The sequence below is a fragment of the Nostoc sp. UHCC 0251 genome, from assembly GCF_034932245.1.
GTDB lineage: Bacteria > Cyanobacteriota > Cyanobacteriia > Cyanobacteriales > Nostocaceae > Nostoc.
Map to the genome: position 1 here is coordinate 26,897 of NZ_JAYGHD010000293.1, position 24,990 is coordinate 51,886.

General features: G+C 42.2%; 18 protein-coding genes and 1 pseudogene. 6 read left to right on the plus strand and 13 right to left on the minus strand.

The features are described from left to right. Window positions 1-13: 13 nt before the first annotated feature. Window positions 14-274 (plus strand): hypothetical protein, encoded by a 261-nt coding sequence (locus tag VB740_RS20845; RefSeq protein ID WP_323201825.1) that lies wholly within the window; start codon window positions 14-16, stop codon window positions 272-274. A 149-nt stretch (window positions 275-423) separates the two neighbouring features. On the opposite strand, the gene VB740_RS20850 is transcribed toward VB740_RS20845, so the two are convergent. Further along, the gene (locus tag VB740_RS20850) at window positions 424-1,056 is read right to left on the minus strand and encodes a hypothetical protein (protein WP_323201826.1); all 633 of its coding nucleotides are present in this window, start codon (window positions 1,054-1,056) and stop codon (window positions 424-426) included. Between the two features lie 352 nt (window positions 1,057-1,408). Then, window positions 1,409-1,735, minus strand: coding sequence for a YbjQ family protein (locus VB740_RS20855; protein WP_323201827.1), 327 nt, complete (start codon window positions 1,733-1,735; stop codon window positions 1,409-1,411). Between the two features lie 687 nt (window positions 1,736-2,422). Here VB740_RS20855 and VB740_RS20860 point away from each other — a divergent pair. Beyond that, window positions 2,423-3,103 (plus strand): tetratricopeptide repeat protein, encoded by a 681-nt coding sequence (locus tag VB740_RS20860; protein WP_323201828.1) that lies wholly within the window; start codon window positions 2,423-2,425, stop codon window positions 3,101-3,103. Window positions 3,104-3,105: 2 nt separating this feature from the next. Here VB740_RS20860 and VB740_RS20865 read toward each other — a convergent pair whose 3' ends face one another. The 8 genes and pseudogenes from VB740_RS20865 to VB740_RS20895 form a co-directional block, all read right to left on the minus strand. Then, window positions 3,106-4,008, minus strand: coding sequence for an ABC transporter ATP-binding protein (locus VB740_RS20865; RefSeq protein WP_323201829.1), 903 nt, complete (start codon window positions 4,006-4,008; stop codon window positions 3,106-3,108). 103 nt (window positions 4,009-4,111) lie between these two features. Then, entirely contained in the window at window positions 4,112-4,564 is a 453-nt protein-coding gene (locus VB740_RS36830; RefSeq protein WP_416290301.1) for a response regulator, read from the minus strand. 60 nt (window positions 4,565-4,624) lie between these two features. Continuing rightward, a pseudogene (locus tag VB740_RS20870) lies at window positions 4,625-8,680 on the minus strand (ATP-binding protein); the annotation flags it as partial. A 5-nt stretch (window positions 8,681-8,685) separates the two neighbouring features. Next, window positions 8,686-8,943 (minus strand): helix-turn-helix transcriptional regulator, encoded by a 258-nt coding sequence (locus tag VB740_RS20875; protein ID WP_323201831.1) that lies wholly within the window; start codon window positions 8,941-8,943, stop codon window positions 8,686-8,688. Between the two features lie 218 nt (window positions 8,944-9,161). Then, the gene (locus VB740_RS20880) at window positions 9,162-9,413 is read right to left on the minus strand and encodes a hypothetical protein (protein ID WP_323201832.1); all 252 of its coding nucleotides are present in this window, start codon (window positions 9,411-9,413) and stop codon (window positions 9,162-9,164) included. 2 nt (window positions 9,414-9,415) lie between these two features. Next, on the minus strand, window positions 9,416-10,270 hold the full coding sequence (locus VB740_RS20885) for a hypothetical protein (protein WP_323201833.1): 855 nt from the start codon (window positions 10,268-10,270) through the stop codon (window positions 9,416-9,418). Between the two features lie 166 nt (window positions 10,271-10,436). Beyond that, complete coding sequence (locus VB740_RS20890) at window positions 10,437-11,213, minus strand: RNA polymerase sigma factor SigF (protein WP_323201849.1); 777 nt, start codon at window positions 11,211-11,213, stop codon at window positions 10,437-10,439. 1,039 nt (window positions 11,214-12,252) lie between these two features. Continuing rightward, window positions 12,253-13,092: a photosystem II manganese-stabilizing polypeptide gene (locus tag VB740_RS20895; protein ID WP_323201834.1), complete on the minus strand. Its 840-nt coding sequence runs from the start codon at window positions 13,090-13,092 to the stop codon at window positions 12,253-12,255. An 831-nt stretch (window positions 13,093-13,923) separates the two neighbouring features. Here VB740_RS20895 and VB740_RS20900 point away from each other — a divergent pair. Then, window positions 13,924-14,271: a hypothetical protein gene (locus tag VB740_RS20900; RefSeq protein ID WP_323201835.1), complete on the plus strand. Its 348-nt coding sequence runs from the start codon at window positions 13,924-13,926 to the stop codon at window positions 14,269-14,271. A 132-nt stretch (window positions 14,272-14,403) separates the two neighbouring features. On the opposite strand, the gene VB740_RS20905 is transcribed toward VB740_RS20900, so the two are convergent. Genes VB740_RS20905 through VB740_RS20915 form a run of 3 tightly spaced genes read right to left on the minus strand, consistent with a single transcriptional unit; the run spans window position 14,404 to window position 20,910 of the window. Next, window positions 14,404-19,455: a hypothetical protein gene (locus VB740_RS20905; protein ID WP_323201836.1), complete on the minus strand. Its 5,052-nt coding sequence runs from the start codon at window positions 19,453-19,455 to the stop codon at window positions 14,404-14,406. Beyond that, entirely contained in the window at window positions 19,448-19,597 is a 150-nt protein-coding gene (locus VB740_RS20910) for a hypothetical protein (RefSeq protein WP_323201837.1), read from the minus strand. Before VB740_RS20910 ends, VB740_RS20905 begins: the two co-directional genes overlap by 8 nt. Beyond that, window positions 19,579-20,910, minus strand: coding sequence for a P-loop NTPase fold protein (locus tag VB740_RS20915; protein WP_323201838.1), 1,332 nt, complete (start codon window positions 20,908-20,910; stop codon window positions 19,579-19,581). The genes VB740_RS20910 and VB740_RS20915 overlap by 19 nt, the downstream gene beginning before the upstream one ends. A gap of 705 nt (window positions 20,911-21,615) precedes the next feature. On the opposite strand from VB740_RS20915, the gene VB740_RS20920 reads away from it, so the two are divergent. The 3 genes from VB740_RS20920 to ftsZ all read left to right on the plus strand — a co-directional run bounded on the left by VB740_RS20920 (window position 21,616) and on the right by ftsZ (window position 24,843). Further along, window positions 21,616-22,470: a cell division protein FtsQ/DivIB gene (locus VB740_RS20920; RefSeq protein ID WP_323201839.1), complete on the plus strand. Its 855-nt coding sequence runs from the start codon at window positions 21,616-21,618 to the stop codon at window positions 22,468-22,470. A gap of 711 nt (window positions 22,471-23,181) precedes the next feature. Then, entirely contained in the window at window positions 23,182-23,472 is a 291-nt protein-coding gene (locus tag VB740_RS20925) for a hypothetical protein (protein WP_323201840.1), read from the plus strand. A 54-nt stretch (window positions 23,473-23,526) separates the two neighbouring features. Further along, window positions 23,527-24,843 (plus strand): cell division protein FtsZ, encoded by a 1,317-nt coding sequence (gene ftsZ / locus VB740_RS20930; RefSeq protein WP_323201841.1) that lies wholly within the window; start codon window positions 23,527-23,529, stop codon window positions 24,841-24,843. Window positions 24,844-24,990: the final 147 nt, after the last annotated feature.

Consider the following 24,990-nt stretch of genomic DNA (forward strand, 5'->3'; position numbering starts at 1 on the left):
TGAGATAGCATTTATGGATATACCACCACAACAACCATCAGCACAATTTTTAACCCTGGAAGAGTCATCCAAAGTAGACGCCGCTTTGTTGTCTTCCCCAGAAAAGTTTTTAACAAGATTAACAATTTCATCACTTAAGCTTTTGAAGCATATCGCCCAAGAGTATAGTGTTACTATTGAAGATTTGACAGCACAGCAAGTAATTGCCTGGTTTGAAAAAGATGGCAAAATCAGACGTGAGCAGGGGATTGAAGCTTCATACCTGAAATGGTGAACTGTGGTAGTAAAGTTTGGATTTCATTGAATTTGAAGAATTCAGAAGTCAGAATCAAGACGCTTAATCCGCCAGCCATGCAATGAATAAAAAGCACCTTTTTGCAAAGTGCTTTTAAATAAATAATATTTGGTTTTACAGACAATTCTTTAAGTATTGTAAGTGTTAGCCCGGGGACTGCGAGCACCAGTAACAGCCCCTATCATTGAGGCTATTAAACCCAACAAAGAACCAAACACAAACCACCACAATCCCGAACGCAAATTAGCTGCCGCTTCACGAGCTTGCTGGGCAGTTACGTTTGCTTGTGGTACATTAACTCCACCTTGTTGTTGTACCTGGTTGATAACTTCTCCAGCGTTAGAAGCCGCAACACCAAAAGCACCAGATACTCCACTTGCTAACAGCCATGAGCTAACTGCCAAAGTCGTTGCCCAAAGAATTGCGCCGTTAAGAAGAGCGGTATTGCGGTTCATCGGTCCACAAGCACGGGCTGTAACCCAACCACCAGTAAATAAGGAAATTAGTAAAGCGATAGTTGACCAAAGTCCCGCATTACCCGCAGCGTTAGGGGCAATTGTTCTGGGTGCACCCGAACCTTCAACTGTGCCTGCCGCAAAAGCACCAATTATAGCGCTTAGAATTAATTGAGTAGCTAAAGAAACCAACAAACCAGAAATAATCGGTCCCCAGCGAACAAGATCATGATACTCAGCTACTCGGCCTGATACCACAGACTCCGTAGGAATAACGTCATTACCTGTCCGATTTACGTATGACATAGCTTATATTCTCCAGTGCTGTTTCAGCAAAGTTAATCTCAGGTTTATTCATGTTTATGCTTAAAATTAAATAGCCAAATCATCTAATTTTATATCTATCAATAGAAATAGTTATTCAATCTATCTTTAGTAATAAAAAACAGACAGATTGAAAAAAATTAATACTCTTTAAGATTTATTTATGCTTTCATGATTTTTGCAGATTTTTTCTATAGAAATTTTTAATTTTAAATAGAGTTATTAACTCCTATAATAATCCAACTTTAATCTTTCAAAAAAACTAGACTCAATAGAAAAGTTTCTAACCCTTATTAAAAAATCCTAACAAAGTAATTAGATGGTCAATAAGAGATTAACGCATCTTTACAGCAGTGCCTGTGGCAGTAATCAGCAAAAGAACTCCTGATTGGTCAAGATTGATTGTGCCAGTATCAATTTCAATCCCAATAACAGCATTTGCTCCTAAACGTTGTGCTCGTTGTTCTAATTCTTCTAAGGCTTTGCGTTGACCCTGCTCAAATAGACGCTCATAGCTCCCAGTGCGTCCACCGATAATATCTCGAATACCAGCCAAAAAATCCCGCAGGAAATTGCTGCCGTAGACTACTTCTGCTGTCACAATGCCTAAATATGATTCAATAACGGCTCCTTGAATCACATCAGTAGTAGTTATAATCATAAATTAGCCTCCCAGATGGCGTATAAGTTGATATTTATTATCAGAATACATGTATAAAACTAGTTTGTGTTGATAGAGGTTTGAGAAACATCCTCTCATAGTAATAATTTTAGATTGTGATCGCTTTTAGCAAGCGTGCGGCACCATCGCAAATGCGCTCTCATTTGTAATATTTTCCTGACTAAAAACTAAATTTTAAAGGAAGATTTTACTTGCTAAATTGATCTTACCGTGTAATGGCAAAAAAAGGATGTAAACGCCTGGATGGCTTTTTACTAAAGGTTAGTATAAAAGAATAAGAGGTGAAAATAATTGGATACAGAGTCAGCAAACTATTAAATAAAATAACAAACAGCAATGAATATTAAACCCTCTGAAATTAACCCATGGCCTCTCCAGAATTAAGTTAGATGCCTGTTAGGTTTTTATCAATAACACGTATAACTACTGACGCGAAAAGTGTCATTTTAATATCATACTGCTTTATATGTCAGTTAACTTCATCTGAACTTGATAACTTACACTTCATCACTCAGTAAAAACTCTGTAATGTAGGACTGATTGTCAAGGAAAGAGTGGATGAACTATTAACATCTTCATTAATACGAAGAAATACAGTTTTCAAAAGGCCATATTTTTGTTTTAATGTACAAGAAAAAAGTCCTCTAAAATTTCAGGAAATTTACTGTGTACAAGCCAACATCATTTGTGCTGAGTGTGGTGTTCTTAGGATGTTTTGCCTTCACTATACCTTCAGTAGCTCAGGCTCAGGTATTAGTGGCACAAGCCAAAAACCCAGAGTTAAAGCAACTACTAGAAGAAGGGCGGAGGTTAGTTGATACGGGTGATTATGGTGGTGCGATCGCAGTTTATCAGCAAGCAGCTAGGCTAGCTCCCAAAAATGCTAAAATTCACTCAGGTATTGGGTATTTATACGCTCAACAGGGAAATTACCAAGCGGCATTAACAGCTTATCGTCGTGCGATCGGCATCAACCCTAACAATAGTGATTTTTACTACGCCGTGGCTTACATCAAAGCTAATTTGGGCGACACACCTGGGGCAAAGGAAGGCTACCGTCGTGCCATACAGCTGAACCGTAACAATGTTAACGCCTATTTAGGGTTAGCTGTAACGCAATCTCGGATGGGAGATTATACTGCTGCTACCTGGGCATACCAGCAAGCAATCGACTTGGATAAGAACAACGCCCAGACTTATGAATTGATGGGTTCAATGTATAAGCAGCGACGCCAAACCAAACAAGCCAACAGCTTGCTTCAGAAAGCCCGCAACTTGTACAAGCAGCGCAATGACTTACAAGGGGTGGACAGAGTAGAAGCCATGCTGCGGCAGTTAGGAGGATGAGGTTAATCTAACTGGCGTCCCGTTAATTCCACAAAAATATCTTCCAGGTTAGAGGGACGCACCATCATTCCGGTTTTATCGGGCTGTTCGTTCAAGTAGATATTTGCTGCTTCTAAGGATGGGAAAAACAGATATTCCCAACTACGAGCACCATCACTTCCCACTTCAGATACACCTAATTGTTTCATCACCAAACCTTCACCGTGAGCAGAACGCAGCTGTTGTAAAGTTCCTAAAGAAATCAGCTTACCGCTATCCATAATACCGATGCGTCCTGCCTTGGTAGAACCAAAAGCATCGCACAAAAATTCGACCTCATCCATATAATGGGTCGTTAGTAACATTGTCATTCCCTGCTTATTCAAATCCCGAATAATTTCCCAGAGGCGTCGCCTGGTTTGGGGGTCTAGTCCTACGGTTGGTTCATCTAAAAACAGAATTTGCGGTTGATGTAATAAAGCTCTCGCAATCTGCAATCGTCGTTTCATACCCCCAGACAGGGTTTTTACCAAATCATCACGTTTTTCTGCTAGCTCAACATACTCTAGCCATTGATTAATTAGTTTTTGTCGCTGTGGGTTGCTAATGTGATGTAGCCTCCCATGCAGTTCCATGTTTTCCCAAACGCTTAAATCGTTATCTACACTTACTTGCTGCAAGACTACGCCAATACTCTGTTTTGCCAGCATTGCTTGGCTTATAACATCATATCCACCTACTTCTATCCGTCCTTGGGAGGGTTTCGTTAGTGTAGTCAGCATCCGAATCGTGGTTGATTTACCCGCGCCGTTTGGGCCAAGTAGAGCAAATATTTCTCCCGCTTCAATTTGGAATGACAGGTCATTTACTACAGGTACATTGTTGTAAAACTTGTAGACGTTTTCTATAAAGACAGCAGCAGTCATAGTCAATTTGCTCCAATAAAAAATTTAAAATAACGAATTGATGGTCGCAAGTTAATCCACCCTGCGGGAAGCCGCAGAAGCTTTTACACACTTATCTTGAAATTTAATTTCTCTTGGCGATTATATCTAGAATGACTGCAATTAATGCGTCTGGGTCTATTGGCTTGGCAACGTGCTGTTGAAATCCGGCAGCTATAGCTTGTTGGCGATTAACTTCTCCAGCATAAGCCGAGAGGGCTAAAGCTAAAATTTGCCCACCTTGTTCGGGTGGCATTGCTCGAATTTGTCGAATCAGCATATAGCCATCCATCTCTGGCATCCCAATGTCACTCAACAACATATCTGGCGGTGATTGCTTTACCGCTTGCAGTGCTTCTATTGCCGATGTCGCAATACTTACCTCTGCTCCCGCCTGTTCAAGGGCAAAGCCTAAAAAATCACGGATATCTTCATCATCATCTACGATTAGTAACCGTATTCCTGTCAAAGGCGAAGTGTTAAAAGCCAAAAATAACGAGTCAGCTTCTGCTTGATGGCTAGAACCTTGTGCTTTCATCAAGGGAAACCTGACCTTAAAGATGGTTCCCTGTCCTTCTCCAAGACTGTCTACTTGAACAGTACCTCCATGCAGTTCAACTAGATGACGCACAATTGATAGCCCTAACCCTAATCCGCCAAACTTCCTAGTTGTTGTCGCATCCGCCTGACGAAAGGATTCAAACACATAGGGCAAAAAATCAGGATTAATACCTTTACCCGTGTCGCTAACAGTAATTTGAGCCTGCGAGTCTTGGCACTCTAATCGAATTTCAACCCATCCACCAGCGAAACTAAATTTGACAGCGTTAGTAAGCAAATTCCAAATCACTTGCTGTAAACGAGCAGAATCTCCCAAAATCTGCCCAATATTTGGGTCAAATACTCTCTGAATTTGAATTGACTTCGCTTCTGCTGCTAAACGCACGGTTTCAATAGCCGCTTCAATCGTCGATGCCAAGTTAACAGGAGCCATTTCTAAATTGAGTTTGCCAGACAAAATGCGAGAGACATCTAACAAATCTTCAATTAATTGTGCTTGGAGTTTGGCATTGCGCTCGATTGTTTCCAAAGCAATAGCCGTTTTTGCGGCATTTAATGTTCCATTGCGAAGCAACCTAGACCAACCCAGAATAGGATTGAGGGGCGATCGCAATTCATGTGATAGTACTGCCAGAAACTCATCTTTAATCCGATTCGCTGTCTGAGCTTGTTCACGTGCAGTTTTCTCACGCAAAAAAAGTTGTTCGCGTTCAGCTTCTGCTTGCTTTTGCTTTGTAATATCGCGTGAGACGACTAAGAGTTGTGCAATAATTCCTGATGCATTTTGGACGGAAGTAACAATCACATCCCACCACTTTGGCTGACCCTTTGCAGTGGGAGAGTAGCCGTGAAATTGACCAACATTACCTATTTTGGCAGCAGCGATCGCCGCTTTGGCATTTTCTTGGTCTTCGCCTTCCCATAAACTAATCCACTCGGCGTTAAGAAAGGACGCAGGATCATCAATTTCTAGAAGATTCAGCCCGCCTTGATTCAAGTAGAGTACCCGCCCATCTAACGTTAAAACTTTGATACAATCATGACTGCTGTCCAAAATTCGTTGCTTTAACTCTTCACTTTCTCGCAGGGCTGCTTCGGCAAGTTTGCGTTTGCTGATATCTTTGAAAAGGACGGCGACTTGTCGCTGCTGCGGCTGCCCAATACGGAATGCATAAACGTCGAACCAACGTTGTAGGGCAACAGCGCGATTCTCAAAGCGAATCGGTTCGCCCGACATGGCGACTTTGCCGTAAATTTCAAACCAATACTTTTCATGATTTGGAGCTAGATCGCGTATCCTTTTGCCTTGTACGTCTTTGAGTCCCGTTTGTTTCTCAAAGGACGGATTGATTTCTAAAAAGCGGTAATCGTTCGGCGTGTTGTTTTCATCAAACAGCATTTCGATCACGCAAAATCCTTCGTCAATGGACTCAAACAGCGTTCGATAGCGTTCCTCAGATCGGCGTAAGGCTGATTCTGCAAGTTTTCGCTCGCTGATATCTGTGCAAGTGCCATACCAGCGAATGATTTGACTGTTTTCATTGAGCATCGGTAAAGCACGGGTGAGATGCCAACGATAGGTTCCATTTGCATGTCTCAAGCGATGTTCAACTTCGTAGCTCGTGCCCATTTGAACGGCTTGAGTCCACACCGAGATAGTGTGTTCTCGCTCCTCTGGATGGATGAGATTCTGCCAACCGAACCCTTGGATTTGCTCTAGCGTCATCCCAGTGTAGTCAAGGCAGCGGGGGCTGTAATAATCTACCCAACCAATTGCATCAGCCGTCCACACCATTTGGGGAATGGATTCAGCCAGAAAACGAAAACGTTGCTGACTTGCAGCAAGGCGCACTCGTCCTAACTCTAGATTGGCGGCAACTCGTGCCAGTAATTCCCGTCGGCTGAATGGCTTCACCAAATAATCATCTGCCCCAGACTCCAATCCTTCGACTGCCGATTCTTCTCCAGCCCGGGCAGACAGTAGCAGAATCGGAATTTCGCGCGTTCTTAAATCAGCCCGTAACTGCCGCAGCAACTCAATGCCATCCATTCCTGGCATCATGACATCGCTGAGGATCAAATCAGGCGGATCGTTGTATGCGGCAGCTAAAGCAGTTTCACCTTCAATTGCCACGTCTACTTTGTAGTACTCGCTAAGAATTCGTCGCAAATAATTCCGCATATCGGTGTTGTCATCCACCAGCAGAATCCGGGCAGAGGAGAAAAAAGTGTTTTGCTCCCCTGCTTCCCTGCTCCCCTGCTCCTCTGCTTCTTTCGGGAGCCACCCGAAAGCTTCCTCAACATAAGACATGGCTCCAGAGAGAGTAGAAGCACTGCTTTGACTAGCGTTGAGGCAATCTAGGGGTAAGTGAGCCGTTCCAGTTGGCAATTGGACAGTAAATGTACTGCCTTGACCAAAGGTGCTGTCAACGGTAATTGTCCCACTATGCATCTGGACTAATTCTTGCACTAACGACAGCCCAATGCCTGTACCCTCAAAGGTGCGACCTTTGACACCCTTAACTCGATAAAACCGCTCAAATAACCGGGGAACCTCATCTGCCGGAATCCCAGTACCTGTATCACGTACTACTAGTGACACCATCATGCCAACCGGGCGCAAAGAAACTGCAATCTCTCCAACAAAGGTAAACTTCAATGCATTGGAGAGCAGATTTAATACAATCTTCTCCCACATTTCGCGGTCTACGTAAACGGGTTCTGCTAGGGGAGGACAATCCACAATTAATTGCAGTCCCGCCGAGTCAGCAGCAGACTGGAAAATACTTGCCAGTTCTGCGGTATACGTGGCTAAATCGATTGGCTCATAGCTAGCTGTCGTGCGTCCGGCTTCAATGCGCGAGAAATCTAACAGTGTATTGACTAGCTTGAGCAACCTTGTGCCATTGCGTTGTACCATCTCCAATTGTGCTTGCGCTTTGGCTGGAAGAATTCCGTTTAATTCGGTTAACGTCTCTTTCAGTGGCGACAGCATCAGCGTTAAGGGAGTGCGAAATTCGTGGCTGATGTTGTTGAAAAAGGTCGTTTTAGCTCGATCCAGTTCTGCTAATGCCTCCAAGCGCTTGCGTTCTTCTTCATAAGCACGGGCATTAGCGATCGCAATCGTTATGTTCCCTACCAGCAAATCGAAGAACTTTCGGTACTCCTGCTCAAAAGCCCGGTGGGGATTGATGCCCAATACCAGTAATCCAAGGATTTCTTGTTGTCCACCTGGGATCAGCGGCACAACCCAAGCAGCACACGGAGGCTTGTCCCAAGCTCCTGTGGGCATTCCAAACCGAGTTGTCAAATCATCGACTATCGTTGCTTCCCGCTTCTGGTAAACTTGTCCGAGTTTCCATGCATCGCTCTGTTGAGTTAAGTTCACTCTCGATGGAGTTGCTCCTGTCTGCTCGATTGGAGTAGTTCCAACCAGCTTTGCACTGCTGCCGTCTGCCTCCACCTGATATAACATGGCAAACGGGATGTCATGAGAATTGGTTGCTAAGGCTTGAATTGCAGACAGGCAAGCCACTTCCACGGTCTTGGCTTTAGCTGTTTCGCTACTTAGTAAGCTCAGGGTTTGTAAGCGGCGATCGCCCAGCACTCGTCCTGTTGTTTCACTAACAATACAAAAGACTCCGCCAACATTCCCGCTTTCATCTCGCACGGGGTCGTAGGAGACATCGAAGTAAGTTTCCTCAATGTAACCGTATCGATTCAGGAAAAATAAATAATCTTGCGCCCAGAATGCAACTCCTGTTGTCACAACTCCCTTGAGCAAAGGTTCTATAACATTCCAGACTTCGCTCCACACTTCATAGGCAGGGCGACCGAGCGCCCAGGGATGTTTTGACGCAAGGGCAGGGCGATAGGCATCGTTATAAATTGTGATTAATTCCGAACCCCAGAAGAGGCAAATCTGAGCTTTAGAAGCCAGCAAGATGCTAATGGCACTCCGTAAGCTCTGGGGCCAATCAGCCACATAACCTAAGGAAGTCTGCGACCAATCGAGCGATCGCATCAGGCTGCCAATTTCGCCACCTTCAATAAAAACACTGTTAACAGCTATACCTTCTCCTTCAGGTGCCATTACTGCTAGTCCTGATTCCTAAAGTATTTGGCTAACAGGTTTTCACCGGGTTTTCCCATCTCATATAACAATCTTTCAATCTGCTGGAGCGCTAGGGAAATTGGTCTGTTTCGTCCATTCTCCCATCGATTGACACTCTGAAATGACACACCGATTTTGCTGGTCAACTCAACTTGAGACAGTTGCAATAGCTGTCGAGCTTCCCGAATCAACGCTGCAATTTTTACATCTTCCAAGGCTGCCATCAAGTTGGGCTTCTTCAATTAAACTGTCTAGACTATAACAGATGTGATAAATGCAAAAATATCTGTCAATAGAGTATATTGCGAATGGTATCCAAACCAAATCAACAGTAGCAAGACCAATTGCATGGTTGTAATGCTCTGTAAGAAGTTTCCATAGCTCTACTTAGTCATGCGTGAACAACAAAATTCCCGACTTCTTGAAAAAATCGGGAATCTAAGGTTTCAATTTTTACAAATCAAATAGGATTCATATAGCGATTTTGATAGTAAGCCAAAATTTGGTTCACTCGTTGCCGACTTTCTGAACCAGAGTTTGCTGCCCACGAGATACACAAGCCACCAATTTGACTTTGATTGTAATCAAACTGTTGGGATGACTGAGGAATTAAATCAACTTCTACCCCTTCGACTTGATGTAAATGAGCTGCTATTTCTCTATAGACAGCTAAAGGCAAACCAGCAAATTCAATTTTTTCCTTAGTCCCCATCTTTATGAAGCTCCAACATTAATAGGATTTGAGGAGGGCGTTGTCACTGAAATATTGCCGGTAGCAGATGCAGCTGACGGCGTTGAATTGACAGCCCCTTCCCCTACCATTTTGGCAACTTCAATACCATATTGTTCTAGAATTACTATCGGGTTGTAGCCCTGATTCATTTCAATACGTTTAACTAGTACGCCATTTGCTAATCGCTGTCCCGCTTCCACATAGCGACTCGTCGGCTCATCCGGTACTTTGATAATTGCCTGTGGTTCCTTACTAAGGAGAACTACACCAGTCACAACAACTGCCCTTGCTAACTCAGGTTGTGCTGGCGGTGGCAATACAGATACTAAAGCGGGGTTGGGGACAACTTGAGGCAAAACTTTAGGCAAGACTGAAGTCAAGGTAGGATTGAGCTTTTTTGGTACAGAAGCAATGTTATTTTTCTTCTGATTCAAAGCTATGTTGCGTGTTGGAAGTTTTCGTGCTACTAGCGATGCAGTAGGTAGCTTAGGCACTACGGGAACAGGCCTTCCAGATGTTTGAGGTATTCCAGAAACCGTCTGCCCAAAAATTTGTCCAAAGGGGTCAACCCTGTCTTTTGATACCAGAACAAACCGTGCTCGCTCTGTAGCATTAGTGGATTGAATCAGATTAGCAGATGCAGGAGTCACTTGTGAAACTTGTTTGGCAAGTATCACTGGATTCTTAAAGGTTTGAGCCGCTGGTGGCGACTTTGCTTCTATTTTAGGAATCGGCGCAGGCGCAGGATTGATGGCTTGTGGTGTATCTTCAGAAGCACACCCAGCGATCGCTAAGGTTAAAATAGCTGCAATTGTAATTTTTGAATTTCTGCCCATGAGCTGTTCTCAAAAGCCATTAGAAAATTGGAAAGTGGAAATAAACATGCCTGAAATTTGGATCAAAGGCAAAGTATGTTCCCTTTATAACCTAACTTTTTACATTTTGAAGGTTATTTTTAGCACTGCCTACTCAGCATAACTGCGGCTTGGTATTTATTTGCCGTCAATCTTCTGCCACACCCATAAGCTGTTTCATCAAATCCAGACCTTTTTTAACTCTACGGGAAACCGTTACAACACTAATTCCCAAATGTTCTGCAACTTGTTTTTGGGTCAAATCTTGCAAAAACACACATTCCAACACATCGCGGGTGCGTTGTTCTAGCTGAACCAATGCTTGTTGCAAGCGAAGTTGGTCTTCTTGTGCCAATTGAAAGCTGCGATAGTGAGGATCTGGAACCAATTCTCCTAAACAGGTAGAGCCTTCTTCTCCATCTTGGATTGGCACATCAAGGCTCAAAGGAGCGCGATTTACCCATGCTAATTTAATTTCTTGCCATTCGTTTGGAGAAATTTCCAGTGCTGTTGCTAATTCGGAGTCTGTTGGTTGGCGATTATGCTTTTCACGCCAAGAACGTGACACTCCTATTGCTTGCTGTTGCAGTGCTAACCACTTCCGAGGAATTCGCACAGTGACACCTTTATCTCGGAGATAGTGTTGAATTTCACCCCGAATATAGGGAAGAGCATAGGAACTGAAGGCATGTCCCTTAGAAATTTCAAATTTTTCAATCGCTCTAATTAAACCCAAACATCCAACCTGAAGCAAATCATCGTAGGTTTCATGACATTGATTTGTCCAGTAGTGAGCTTCTTTTCTCACAAGTCCAAAATTGAGTTTTACCAGCTTATTACGAACATTTTCTGACCGAGATTGCTGATATTCTCGCAACAACTGCCAAATTTCATGTTTTAGTTCATTGGTGACTGTGGTAGGCATAGCACCGTATTTATTGAGTAAATCAACAATCAATTACTCACTTTTAAACTCAGCTGCGATCACACAATATCAAAGACAATATCGTGCTATATGCCCTAGCAAATTCTATGGTAGATAACAACGTTTTTCTAGATAAAATTCCATAGATTTACTTGACAAGCGAGCAAAGTTTAAAGGGGCGAAATCGGTAGTTAGTTTGTTATTGATCTTTGATATGATCTGTAGCTGTTTTTAGAACTACATAGAAATAAAATATAAAATTAGTTACTAAATATCAAACCGAGATTGTACTTAATTTTAAGTAATTAATGGTGAAGCTAGTTTCTAGAAAAAAAACAATAGTAGTCGAAATTTTATTGGATAAGTAAAAGTTTGATTTACAGTAAAATTACGTGTATATTCAACCGAAATTCATCCAATAATTAAAAATTACTAATAATCATTAGAAAATAGTGCGTAAATTTACGCAAGCCAATAAAAAAGGGCGACTTGCCCTTTGTTGTATTTAAGTCCATAGTCTTTGTAATCAAAGGGAAAAAGTTAAATGGTACGTAGTAAATGGCTTTAACCGAATGGCACTAAGATAAGCGTAAATCCCTGATATTACTTGCTTTTGGGTATAGGGTGTAGGGTGTAGTGTTTAAGAAAATTGAATTTTAGTGCATCAAATAGAACAACATCTTCTTCCTTCCCTACACCCCACGTCCTACACCCAACACCCTGCCCTGACTCAGTTTCATCTTTTCTTAGTGCCATTCGGCTTTAACCTTTCTCCCTTTTGTAAAAAACCTATTTACCTCCTTAAAAAAAGGCAGGGCTGTTTCATTCTTTCAAAGCCTCTCGAAAAGCTGGGTATAAGGGAAGCAAGAATTTTCCTGTTGTGTCCCCTTGAACCTTTGTCTCTTTTCGTGTTTGTAATGCTTTTATAGGAATGAAACAGCCCTGAAAATGGGGGCAAGGTAGTTAGCTTTTGCTATGAAACCTGATGCTTACAGAATTGTAGTTCTGAATACTAGCCAGTTACCTAACTTCAGAGAGTTTAGCCACGAGTCGGTTCAACCCGTGCAAAGAATAAACCACGAATCTTAACTTCTTTAGGTTCGCCAGCACCTAAATCTGTATCAGATGGCTGTTCGCTCTCGAAAGTACCAGCAATTTCACCACTAGAGCTATCTACTTTAGCGATTTGCAGAGAAATCTTACCGTTAAGATTTTCAGCACGCTTGACGTTAGTACGGGTAAGTTCTTCATCATCCGCTTGAGCGGGGAGAGCTACGGCATTATCGTAGCCACTGACGACACCACGACCTTTGGGATCTAGGAAAGCAGCACCACGGTAGGAAGGAACTTTGAAGGTGCCTTCAAAGTCCGTAGAGGTGTTAATACTGGTCAAACTGGGTTGGGTTTGAGCAACCAAGTCTTTGATGGTGAACAGGAAAGGTACTCGCTCACCACCAGGAAGTTGCACAGTGATGGCTTGGAAGTCAAGACCATCAGTTTCCACAAAGGTCAAGCTATTATCTGGGTTGATTTTTAGGTTGCCTTGTACCTGGTCAATGGTGGAAGTGTATCTGGTCAACAATTTGCCAGCAACAAATTCTGCTTGTTGGCGTTTATTAGCAGGTTCTTCTTTGATGAAGAAGCTAGTTGGTTCTAAGCAAAGTTCTTTGATGGCATAGGACTGGCTAGAATCAATGGGAATAGAGCCACGGCTTGTTTCTGCTAGTTGGGGGCATTTGTTAGCCAAGCCAGTGCCACGAATTTGATCGTAAGTGAGTACATCTCTACCACTAGTAGTAGTACTAGAACCATCACTGCAAGCAGTTATTAGCCCTAGGCACAAAGCTAAGAATGCAACAATTAAAGCGCGATACCTCATGGTCAACCTCAATCTCAAAAATTAATATCTAAGTTGTAAAACTGCATCGAACCTTTGATCTCTGACGAGAAGCCATCCTTTATCAGACACTGTGTTGCTCTGATTGCAAGAGTTGAAACAAGTGTCCGGGCGTATAGGTTGGAAGTCGTCACTCAAACTTCTCTCTGCTAAACGTACTTAAACGTGTTGCTCTCTTAAGCTTGGAGTGTAAGAAACCCCAGAATAAGCACACTGCATCCATTTTGGATGTGTGTCATTAGGGGAGCAAAAAACCAGCAGTTTTACTGTTGGTGGCATTTGTTAGAGTTGGGCGGGTGGATGAGTAAGCCCCACACAGAGCGGTATAAGTGCTTGCCTCAAAGAATGCGAAGAGGGGTGTCTGCTTCGCACTTTGCTTTTGCTCTAGGCAAAAGCAGCGTCGCCTAAGTCTTTTTGTATCATGTATGTGACGCTACTACATACAGCCCATTGTTTGATGGGTAAATCAGCCAGATCATACGATTTTTTTTAACTCAAAATCAAAGTACTCAAAATCCAAGAAAGTCTCGTCCCGATCGCATCTAGCTGCTGTGGAGGCTATGGTAAAGGTTACTACGCTCTTTTACGAGCGATCGCAATTGCCTTTGATAAAGATACAAATCTAGTTATATTTATCCCTCGCTCACACAAGTGAACGGATGCAGAACATGGAAATTCCAGAAAAAACCCATCTAGAAGCCTACAGAAGGTTGATTTACTTTACTCCTTGTCTAGAGTAACTGTTGCCAAACTAGGGAAAATTAAAAATCTCCGGTAAATTTGAGTTGGCCTCATTTATACGGAAAGGGTGGCATGAACGATAAAAAAAATCTTGAATCAGGGGAGTTGTCCTCTAAACTGCAAGCGATCGCAACTGTGGTGTATGATGCAGTTCAAGGTTGTCAAGGCGATAGTGTAGCTCTTTTGGCAATGCTTAGGCAATTGGAGCATTTACACCGAGAGATCCGGGATGGGGTTTTTCAAGAGAGTTTGCCTGTTAACCGTCGGCAACTCTACTCACTACTGAAAGATATTGAGTCTGAGGGAGGCTGGCCTTATATTGAGCGCATGAGACTACAAGCCTTTTTAGCAAATTTGCCACAAGAGGCTCCCGCAGAAAATAATCATGAAGTTTTGGAGAGCGATCGCTCATGCGGCTGATCTAACTCAAAATAGGTTTCTAGCTTTGAATTAACAACTCTGATCGCCTCATCAACCGCTAAACCAAGAGCGGTTGCTCATTGAGGCTTCAACATAATTCGTAATTCGTAATTCGTAATTCGTAATTCGTAATTAAAAAGGGTTTGTACTAGTTATACCATCACAAAGAATGCGATCGTGCTCCTCAAGATTGCGGTTGTGCTTGAGATAATTACCCACCCAGTCGCAACCACGAACAAGCAGATTATCAATATCTAAATTCCACAGAATTATCGTGTTATCAGCACTAGCTGATGCTAATGTTTGACCATCTGGGCTAAAACTGATACTTAATACCCCAGCGCGATGCCCATTGAGACTTTTAATTAATTTGCCTTCACGACTCCAGAGTTTCACTGTACTATCCCAACTAGCGGCGGCGAGCAATTCACCATTGGGACTGAAAGTCACGGCATTAAGGCTATCGCTGTACCCCTTTAACAAGGTTTTTAACAACGTACCATCCCGTCGCCACAGTTTTACGGTGTTATCCCAGCTAGCAGAAGCCAGCAACTCATCAGTGGGGCTAAAGCTGACACCTAACACCCAGCTGTCATGGGGCGAAAAAGTTTTGAGCAAAGTACCATCCCGACTCCACAGTTTCACAGTTTGGTCATCACTAGCAGAAGCTATAACCTGGCTATCAGGACTAAAATTCACGCTATTTACCCAATTCTGATGCCCCACTAAGGTTTTGAGCAACTTCCCTTCACGGTTCCAAAGTTTCACCGTTTTATCTTTGCTAGCTGATGCCAAAAACTGACCATCAGGGCTAAAATTCACGCTCATCACACTATCGCTATGCCCGTAGAGAGTCATGATTAAAGTACCGTCAAGCCGCCAAAGTTTAACAGTTTTGTCATAACTTCCTGAGGCTAGCATTTCACCTTTGGGGTCAAAACTGACACTAGGAACTTGATTTGTGTGCCCCGCTAAAGTTTTGTAAAGTCGGGTTTTGGTCTCCCCACTACTGGTGTATCGTTGCCAGAGTCTGACAGTGCGATCGCGGCTACCAGAAGCTAGCATCTGACCGTCGGGACTCCAAGCAACACTCAAAACTCGTTTTTGATGACCTTGAAGAATAGACGGTGTTGGAGCATCTAAACTCCATAGTTTAATGCTTTTGTCGGAACTGCCTGAGGCCAGCAATTTGTTATTTGGACTGAAAACTAAGCTGACAACATGAGCGCTGTGTCCTTTGAAGGTTTTGAGTAAGGTTCCAGTGAGACTCCAAAGATTTATGGTATTGTCTTCGCCTGTTGACGCCAACAATTTACTATCTGAACTAAAGCTCAAACTCCAGACTGTACTGCTTTGCTGTCGTAAAGTTTTGTAAGGACGAAAGTCAAAACCGTCTTTAGTGCTGTTGCGCTCTCTGCGCCAAATTTTCACTGTTTTGTCTCGACCTGTTGAGGCCAAGAATTTACCGTCGGGGCTGAAAGCAACCACAGTCACACCCTGTTGATGTCCCTGCAAAGTTGTAACGAGGCTACCGTCACGTCGCCAGATTTTAAGTGTATTGTCGTCGCTGGCCGAGGCGATAAATTGACCATCAGGGCTGAAGTTTACCCAGTTAACCTCCCCTTGATGTCCCCTCAGTATTTTTACTAAGCTCCCGTCTTTGCGCCAAAGTTTTACGGTTTCATCCTTACTGCCAGTAGCTAATAACTCGCCATCAGGGCTGAAATTAACGCTATAAACCCAATCTTCATTTCCTTTAAGGGTTTTATATGGCTTGGGGCCAAATTCACCTGTAACCGGGTTTTTGTGCCAGATTTGTACTGTTTTGTCGAGGCTGGCAGAGGCTAGGGTTTGACCATCAGGACTGAAACTTACACAGGTAACAGCATCAGTATGACCTTTGAGCGTTTGGAGTAAGGTACCGTCAGGATGCCAAATCTTTACAGTTTGATCTCGGCTACCTGATGCTAGCAACTGACCATCTGGGCTGAAAGTTACTCCCCAGACAACTTCAGTGTGCCCTTCCAGGCGGTTAACCTCTGTTACCCCATAAACTGCCTGTTGCAAGGCTGTCACCACCCGCATTCGGGTGTCTGGTTGCACGACCTCTGCCTGCTTAAGCCCTTTCCAAGCCCGTAAACCTTCTAATAGGGCATCAAACTCTTTATTAGAGGCAAATAGAGCTTCGCTAGCAGCAGCGATCGCACTAATTTTCAAGTTGCTTTCACTGCTTTCAGCTCGTAAAGTTTGGCGGATTGCTGCTCTTTTTTGCAAGTCGGCTTGCCACCATAATGTTGCTATTGTTCCCCCCATGATTGCCAGCACTGCGCCTGCTATCCGTGCTTCCCGCAGTCGGCGTTGCAATATCAAATTTAGTTGCTTTTGACTAAGTTGCTGGGCTACTTCAGCTTTAGTTTTTTCAAGTTTTATTTTTTCCAATTCCGCGAGCATACCATAATTGTTCTTTTGGCGGATTGGTTCAACTAAATAATCGTGAACTAGTTGGTAGCGATCGCCTAACTCTTCTCTGACTCGCAACACCAACCCCGAACCCACCAATATTTCTAAAATCAGTTCCCCAACTGTATCAAAGTCGGATTTTTTATCTAGCTCTAGATGACTAGATAATGCAGCTGCTAAATCAGCTTTAGTTTTTAACGGTCGCGTCCCCTTTTCATCAGTTAACTCAAATAATAATTTCCAACTTAAATCTTCGTTTTCTGGACCGCAATCTTTGATAACTTCTTCAAGCCAGCGTTCCACCAATTTTGCCGAGCCGCCGCAAAGCTTATATTGTCCAAGTGTGGTAATGTTTTCTATTTGTAGTTGAGCGCCGACTATTTGTAATTCAATTGGATGTACTTCGTCTAGTTCTCCTGTCAAATCTTGGACTAATCGGTTAATTAGCTCATCACTCAGTTCATAATGTGAACGTTGGGTAAGACTGTGAATTATGGCTTTAGCATCCTGGCTAGAGAATTTTCCTAAATAGTAGCGAATGTCTTTATCAAGTATATTTTTATTAATTACTCCCAAATCATACGATCCAGTATTATTTTTGTGGCTTAAACGTTCAAATTCTAATAGATAATGTAAATAGTCTTCTCTTAATGAAAGAATAAATTTTACAAATGAAATATTTAAACATTCACTAAAAAATTTATAAAACTCTATTCTTTGGGCAGGATTATTACTAACAAAGAAAAATTCTTCAAACTGATCTAAAACAATAATTATTGTATAACTTGACTCTACTGCTAACCGGATTTTTTCGATTAATATATTAGGTGTAGAATTTAAATCAACCGATATGCCTGTGTGTGCCAACGCTTGGTTGATGATACTGACAAAGACTGTAATCCAATCAGTGTAAACAGACAAAACAATAGGTATAGGAATACGTTCACCGATAGCTTTTCCCATAAGTGCTGGGACTAAACCAGCTTTGAGAATTGAACTTTTGCCCACACCTGACGGCCCATAAATTACTGTGAGTTTGTAATCAGCACGGGTAATTCTTTCAATTAAGCGAATGACATCTTGCTGCCGTCCAGAAGCAGATATTTCTTGGGCAACTCCCTCAGGAATAAACGGTATTTTTTGAGTTTCCAATGCTGGGTTAATTCTAGAGCGTTGTGGTTGCAATTGACTTGCACCAATGAAAGCACGAAAGCCATACTGATGTTCTATTTGAATTTTTTCTTGCTTGAGCTTAAAGGCTTCTGTATAGTCATGACGCTCAAAAAAGTAAAGCGATCGCAGCTCCTCTAAAATCTCTAAGTAAAGTGATGGCTGATGTTGTAGCTCACAAACAACCCTCGCCCATTCCAGATTATTCATAGCCTCTTCCCACTTACCCAGATGCCTTTGTGTACGTGCTAGCAATAGAAGATACCAACTTTCTTGCCGTCGTCTTTGCAAAGCATCTCGCAGAGAAACTTGTATTACTTCTTCAGAGATCGAAAGTGCTGTATTTGCTAATTCATGAGCTAGTACCCAATTTGACTCGGAAGCTGCCACGCTTGCCAAAAAGCCATAATTTTGAGCAACTTGTGCGGGAGTTCCATAGTTTTTATGTAGATGTAATGACTTTTGAGCTAATTCTTTTAAGTCATCCCAGGCTTGTAAACGTTGGAGCATTTCACAAGCAGGCAAAATAAATTTAGCAACTAAGTCTTCTCTTTGTACTTCTTCTAATATTTCTAGGCATTGTTTAAACCACAACAGAGCATGTTGGCAATAGCTACTATTAGTATTCTGGTATAAATCTGCCATTCGGTGATAGCACAGCCCCAGATGGAATAGTACTATCGCTTGCTTGAGTAAAGACGAGGGAGGGGTAGGACGAGGACATGAGAGAGGCAAAGGAGCATTACTCTCCCACCCTGCTACTCTCTTCGTTTCCTGCTGCCACAACGCTAGGCTTCTTTGATAATTGGCTAAAGCACCATTCATTTGATCGTTGGCGTATTTATCTCGCCCCAACACAAATTCTAAACTAGCCTCTAATCCTGGTGTTAATTGAACGCCATACAGGCGCAGCAAATCATGACGGGCTGATTCTATTTCGTGGCGGTGTTGTGACTTAGGATCTAAATCTAAGGAAGCATTAGATAAAAATGTTTCAGCACCTGCTTCTAAAACTTTAGCAAATAGAGATTCTGCTTCTTGGTGGATCAAAGCAATTAAATCTGATTTTCCCATTTCAAATTTAATAGTGGTTGCAGCCCAGCTTTTGAAATCAGGCGCTAATCTTGACAGCAATGATGCCACTTCATCTTGTAGCCATAACACGAGTGGAAATGGAAAAGTTGTGGCATAGATATCTCGCGCTTGGTTGATGCCTGTAAGTAAGTTTTCCAAGTCGATAACTGACTCAATACCGAAAACCATAACAGCGGATGGCAAAGAGTCTGTAAGGACAGCAGGATTATCTAAAGAGAGTTCTGAGACTATTGTGCTGTGTAAAGAAGTAGTTGATGGATTGAGAAAGATTTCTCTGATATTGATGTCTTTGGTGGTGGAGCGAATATTCTCTAACATTTGCTCACGTAATTTCACATAGTTGCACCGAACTAAAATTAGAGCAAATTGACCTTCGGAGAGCGCGATCGCTCTAATCAGTCTTTGCAAAGTATGCTGATTTTCTTTGGTGTAGAAGCGTAGCTGCTTGTTATTAGTCATTGGTTATTGGGCATTGGGCATGGGGCATTGGGCATTGGGCATTGGGCATGGGGCATTGGGGATTAGTTATTAGTCCAATGGCAAGGGACAAAGGACTAATGACAATTGACTCACCCAGTACTGTTACTTGTTTTGTTGCCAAGCAAGGACTTTTTCTGTTTCTGCTAAGGCTGGACTGATGCCAAACCAGCGCCCCAGAGGATCACGATATTCAAACAGATACATACTTCGTAGTAAGCTCTGGTAGTCAGACTCACCTTTAACTCTCTGCTGCTGCACTACTTCAAACAATAATTCCCACTGGGATTCATCAATAGCTAATAGCAGATCGTCTCGGTAGTCCTTAATCACAGCTTCTAAGCAGTCCCTAGAAAAAGGTGGATCTTGTCGTTGCAGGCAACTATAAAGTAAACCCAATAAATTACGAATATGGCCACCACTAACGCGACATAGACGATCCAAGGTTTCGGAGTGATCGAATAATTCGGTAATTAATAAAAGCCTTCCATTCAAAGGAACTTCTGGAAAAGCTCTTGCTAGAACTAACTGGCGTACTAGTGACATCCCTGGTTCGTAGTCACTGCCATCTCTTTGCCGCACTAATACCATTGGCAGTACTTTTGGCGCAATCCCTCCCCCCAGACGATTTTTTAGTGTCTCGTACTCATTGGAGAAAATTAACGTCAGAGGAATTGTATAAACTAGGTGGCATTTGAGTCGGCGTAACTGTTCGCCTCGGTCGATGAAAAGATATTCTGGTTGCGATCGCCCCGATGCTAAGGGACGCATATCCACTCGATCCAAATTATCTACAATCACTACCAGCCCTTTTTGTCCCCTTAGCTTTAACTGTTCAACAGCTTTTTCTAAAATTTCTTCGTTAATCGCTTGCAAAATACTATTGGTACGTGGCTCCAAATATTGCCTCAGTTGATTCCGCATCTGAGAGCTATCTTTGGTTTTGGCGGTAATTTTGGCAATGCCCAACGACAATTCTGCCTGTCCAGAAAGCTCTATAGGGCTTTGCAAAAAATCGCCTACTTCTTTGAACAAATTGGTAAAGTAACCAGGTTTGAATTTGATGTTAATCCCTTCTAAACTGGCGCTGACTTGACGAGCTACACTCAGGAGAATATCGCTGACATCAATATCTGCCATATCTAAGTCTTGACTGGATTCAAAATAAACCACATGAAATCCCGCCAATTCTAGTTCTGTCTTCAGGCGTTGCAATTCCGTTGACTTACCGCAGCCAATATGACCCGTAAATAACTGGCAGGTTGGCTCATCAGGAGAAATCCGAACGATAGTCCGTTGCAATTCTTCGACAATCTTGCAACCACGGACATCAGCAAAATCTATATAATACTGACGATCTAGCACATTACTTATATTTAGCGTGTAACTTGGGTTACATGCTTTATAAAAACGTGACAAATTTAATGTCGTTCTCATGTTATGTAGATGTGTATGTAGATGTGTGTGTAGATGCAGTTTCATTCGTATTTTTTATACAAAAATCTCTAGCCTGGATGTAGGCACACGACTAATTTGCAAGTTGGTAGTATCTTGCAAAAGACAGCACTTGTTACAGGATCACTGTCAGTAGCCGTCAGTAATATGGTAGAGATTTAATTGACCCTAATAACCTTAAGCATATCTGTCCTTTTTACACCTGCTATTGAGGTTTTGACAATCTCTAGCTCTTGTTTGACCTAGTACAAACCTTTATGGCTGAATAAATCAGTAAAAAAAGCTACAAGAGAGTATGGTTCTCAGTTTGTATAGCAGATGAGGTAGGACTGGTATGAATTATAGCAAGGTATACAGAGATTCAGGAATATTCGTCTTATCATTTAACGTGCCTGTTTGTCAAGAACACAAAATCATAAATATCTAAATTAATATTTTGTAACTTTTAGGCAAGAAATCTTTGATGATCACTTGTCGAAAAGACTACACTCGGTTAAAAATGGACACCGGGAAACTTTAATCGGAATGATGATTAGCGCCACGATTTTTGTGTAGTTACTGTAAAGTGTTACTAAAAATAAAAAAAGTCTTGAGGAGAGCGGCTAACAGATGCCAACCGTGTTTACTGAAATTAATAATGATATGAGGGCATCAAGGAATTTGGACTGCAATCAGAAAGGAGTTTGAATGGCTGGCATAATATCAGTTTCCCGCACGGTTCTAGCCCAGCGTCGTAAAAAATTACGTCGGCAGCGACAGATGAGAATTATTCAGGCTATTTGGCGAACTTTTGCCATTACAGGTTTGGCAGGTGGATTGCTGTGGGTGGCAGTCCAACCAGTATGGGTGCTAAAAAATCCCAAACAAGTAGTGATGAAATCGGGCAATCAATTACTGTCGGATGAAACAACTCAATCACTGTTGGTGCTATCTTACCCGCAATCTTTATGGCGGATTGAACCAGCAGTGATCGCTAACTCTCTAAAGAAACAACCAACTATTGCCCAAGCGATCGTGAGACGCCGCCTTTTTCCTCCTGGATTAAACATCGAAATCCAAGAACGAGTCCCTGTAGCGGTGACTCAAACACCAACTGGGCAAAATCAGACCACTGGCAACAAAAAAGTCACAATTGGTTTACTGGATGCAAGTGGAACCTGGATACCTTTAGAAAAATACACATCACTGAATCCTAATACAAAATTACCCAATCTTAGAGTAATTGGATTGCCCAAACAATACTGTCTTTACTGGACTCAACTTCATCAGGCTGTCAGTCAAAGTCTTGTGAAAGTTATGGAAATTGATTGCCAAAATCCAGCGAATTTAATTTTGAAAACAGAACTAGGAAATGTGCATCTTGGTGTTCCAGGCCCCCAGCTGTCTGAACAAATCAAGGTACTCGCCCAAATGCGCCATTTAACAGCAAAACTTAATTCCGGTCAAATAGAGTATATTGATCTGAAAAATCCCGAATTTCCTTTAGTACAAATGAACCAAAAAGACCAAAAATTAACTCCTAAAGTTCCTAAAAATATCTAGCGTGTTTAATGTATTGATAGCTCCTAGTAAATTAAGAAGCTTTATGCTGATAAATATATTTATTATTTTCACTTTTCCAGCAAACCGCACGAAAATCGGCATTAACTTCTAATTAAAATGAGAAGAGCAATCATAAAATCTCCATTGCGAGTAAAACACTTTCAACTATGACCCCTAAGATTTAATAGTAGGGTGCAAGATGTTGGGCCATCTAATGGTGGTCTATGGTTTATAGATACTTCGACTGAACCCAATGCCTAAAATAGAAAAATGCTTGAGTTTTTGACTAAAATTTGACTCAGGAGTAAAGGATACTGGTGAAAACGGTTTACGCCGCCATCCAAGTGCAGAGACAAAAACGCTCTAACTTTAGTCTGTTGAGGACACTTCCAAAAACAGTTTACCGAATTTTAATTTGTAACTTAACATACTGTTAAAAATTACGTAAACCTTACCTTTAAGCAATCAGTTTGGAGTATTCTGTACCGTAATTCCTATTGCGTTACGAAACCTATAGCAAAATCTTGATTTGTTGACCACACTAGTGAAGGTTCTTGTAAGCTAGACTATTGCTGCAACAAAGTGTCCATTAAGACCGCCCAAACAACAAATTAATCAGGTATAGTCTGACAAGTAAATTCTTACTTACTTCAACCTTAAGAATAAGTAAGTATAAGGTAAATTTTGTGTCTAAAGTTGCAATTATCCCCAATGGTGAAACCTATTAACAATATTATTGAGGCAGATAAGATGCGCTGTAGTGTGTCTTTACAAGGTACGACCTATGTTGAGAAGAATGAAGAGATTAATGTCTGGTTGAAGTTATACAAAGCACTTTTAGATAAATGTAGGTATACTTCTCTAAAATTGGCTGTGCGATCGGCTGCGTTAAGAGCTTATCCCATAGCGAATTTTCGCACTGTCAATTCTGTTAGGCTTGGCAGTAGTGAAAATAATAAAGAACAGTGCCATAGTATTGTGGCACTGTCAAACTATAGTTGACTCTTAGGTGAATAACACCTGAAAAAGTCGTTTATCTACCCTTTCACAAATCCAATGACACTTGATAATAACCAAGGACTCACCTATAAAAATTCCCAATCTACGGGACAGCCGGGGTTCTCTCTGGCAGTTAACTCGACTAATCCCTTTAATAACTCTGGGTTGAACTTCGGACAAAATCACGAGAATAAGAAAATTTCTACAGAAAATAACCGAATTGGCGAGATTGTTCCTGGTCGGGTTGCCAACATCAAAGTGATTGGTGTCGGCGGCGGCGGTGGCAATGCCGTTAACCGCATGATTGAATCTGATGTCTCTGGCGTAGAATTTTGGTCAATTAACACCGATGCCCAAGCTCTTACCCTAGCTGGCGCTCCAAGTAGATTGCAAATTGGACAGAAGCTAACACGGGGTTTAGGAGCAGGTGGTAATCCTGCTATCGGTCAAAAGGCAGCTGAAGAATCGAGAGACGAAATTGCTACAGCTTTAGAGGGTGCAGACCTAGTATTTATCACCGCTGGTATGGGGGGTGGCACTGGCACAGGTGCAGCCCCGATCGTGGCAGAAGTAGCAAAAGAAATGGGCGCTCTCACTGTTGGTGTGGTTACACGTCCATTTGTCTTTGAGGGACGCCGCCGCACCAGCCAAGCGGAACAAGGTATTGAAGGACTAAAAAGTAGAGTAGATACACTGATCATTATCCCCAATAACAAACTGCTAGAAGTGATCCCCGAACAAACGCCTGTGCAAGAAGCTTTTCGCTATGCAGATGATGTATTGCGTCAAGGGGTGCAAGGTATTTCTGATATCATCACGATTCCCGGCTTGGTAAACGTTGACTTTGCTGATGTTCGAGCTGTAATGGCAGATGCAGGATCGGCATTGATGGGAATTGGCGTTAGCTCTGGAAAATCTAGAGCTAGAGAAGCTGCGATCGCAGCTATTTCTTCCCCATTACTAGAATGTTCTATTGAAGGTGCCAGAGGGGTAGTCTTTAATATTACAGGTGGTACTGACCTCACTTTGCATGAAGTGAATGCAGCCGCAGAAGCAATTTATGAAGTAGTTGATCCCAACGCCAATATTATTTTTGGGGCTGTAATTGATGATAGACTCCAAGGTGAAGTAAGAATTACTGTAATTGCTACTGGATTTACAGGTGAAGTGCAAGCTGCGGTACAACAAAGCGTAGCTAACGTTCGAGTAGCACCTAACACCTCGAAGCGACCAGCAACACAGCAACCCACAGTTAATCCCCAAACCTCAACTCCAAGTTCAACTCCAACTCCAACTCCAATTCCAGAACCAAAAGAAAAACCTGGATTGGATATACCTGACTTCTTGAGAAACCGACGAACACCACGGAATTAAAAGATTTTGGATTTGAGATTTAGATTAAATTAGCAGTCTCAAGTTAGGCTGAGTGCTGTATAAAATCTGCTAGTTCCAGGGTTTTACCAAAAGCAGGGGTAAGCAATCCGTTGCCATCCCTAATTTTGTCAATTGGTAAAGAAAATC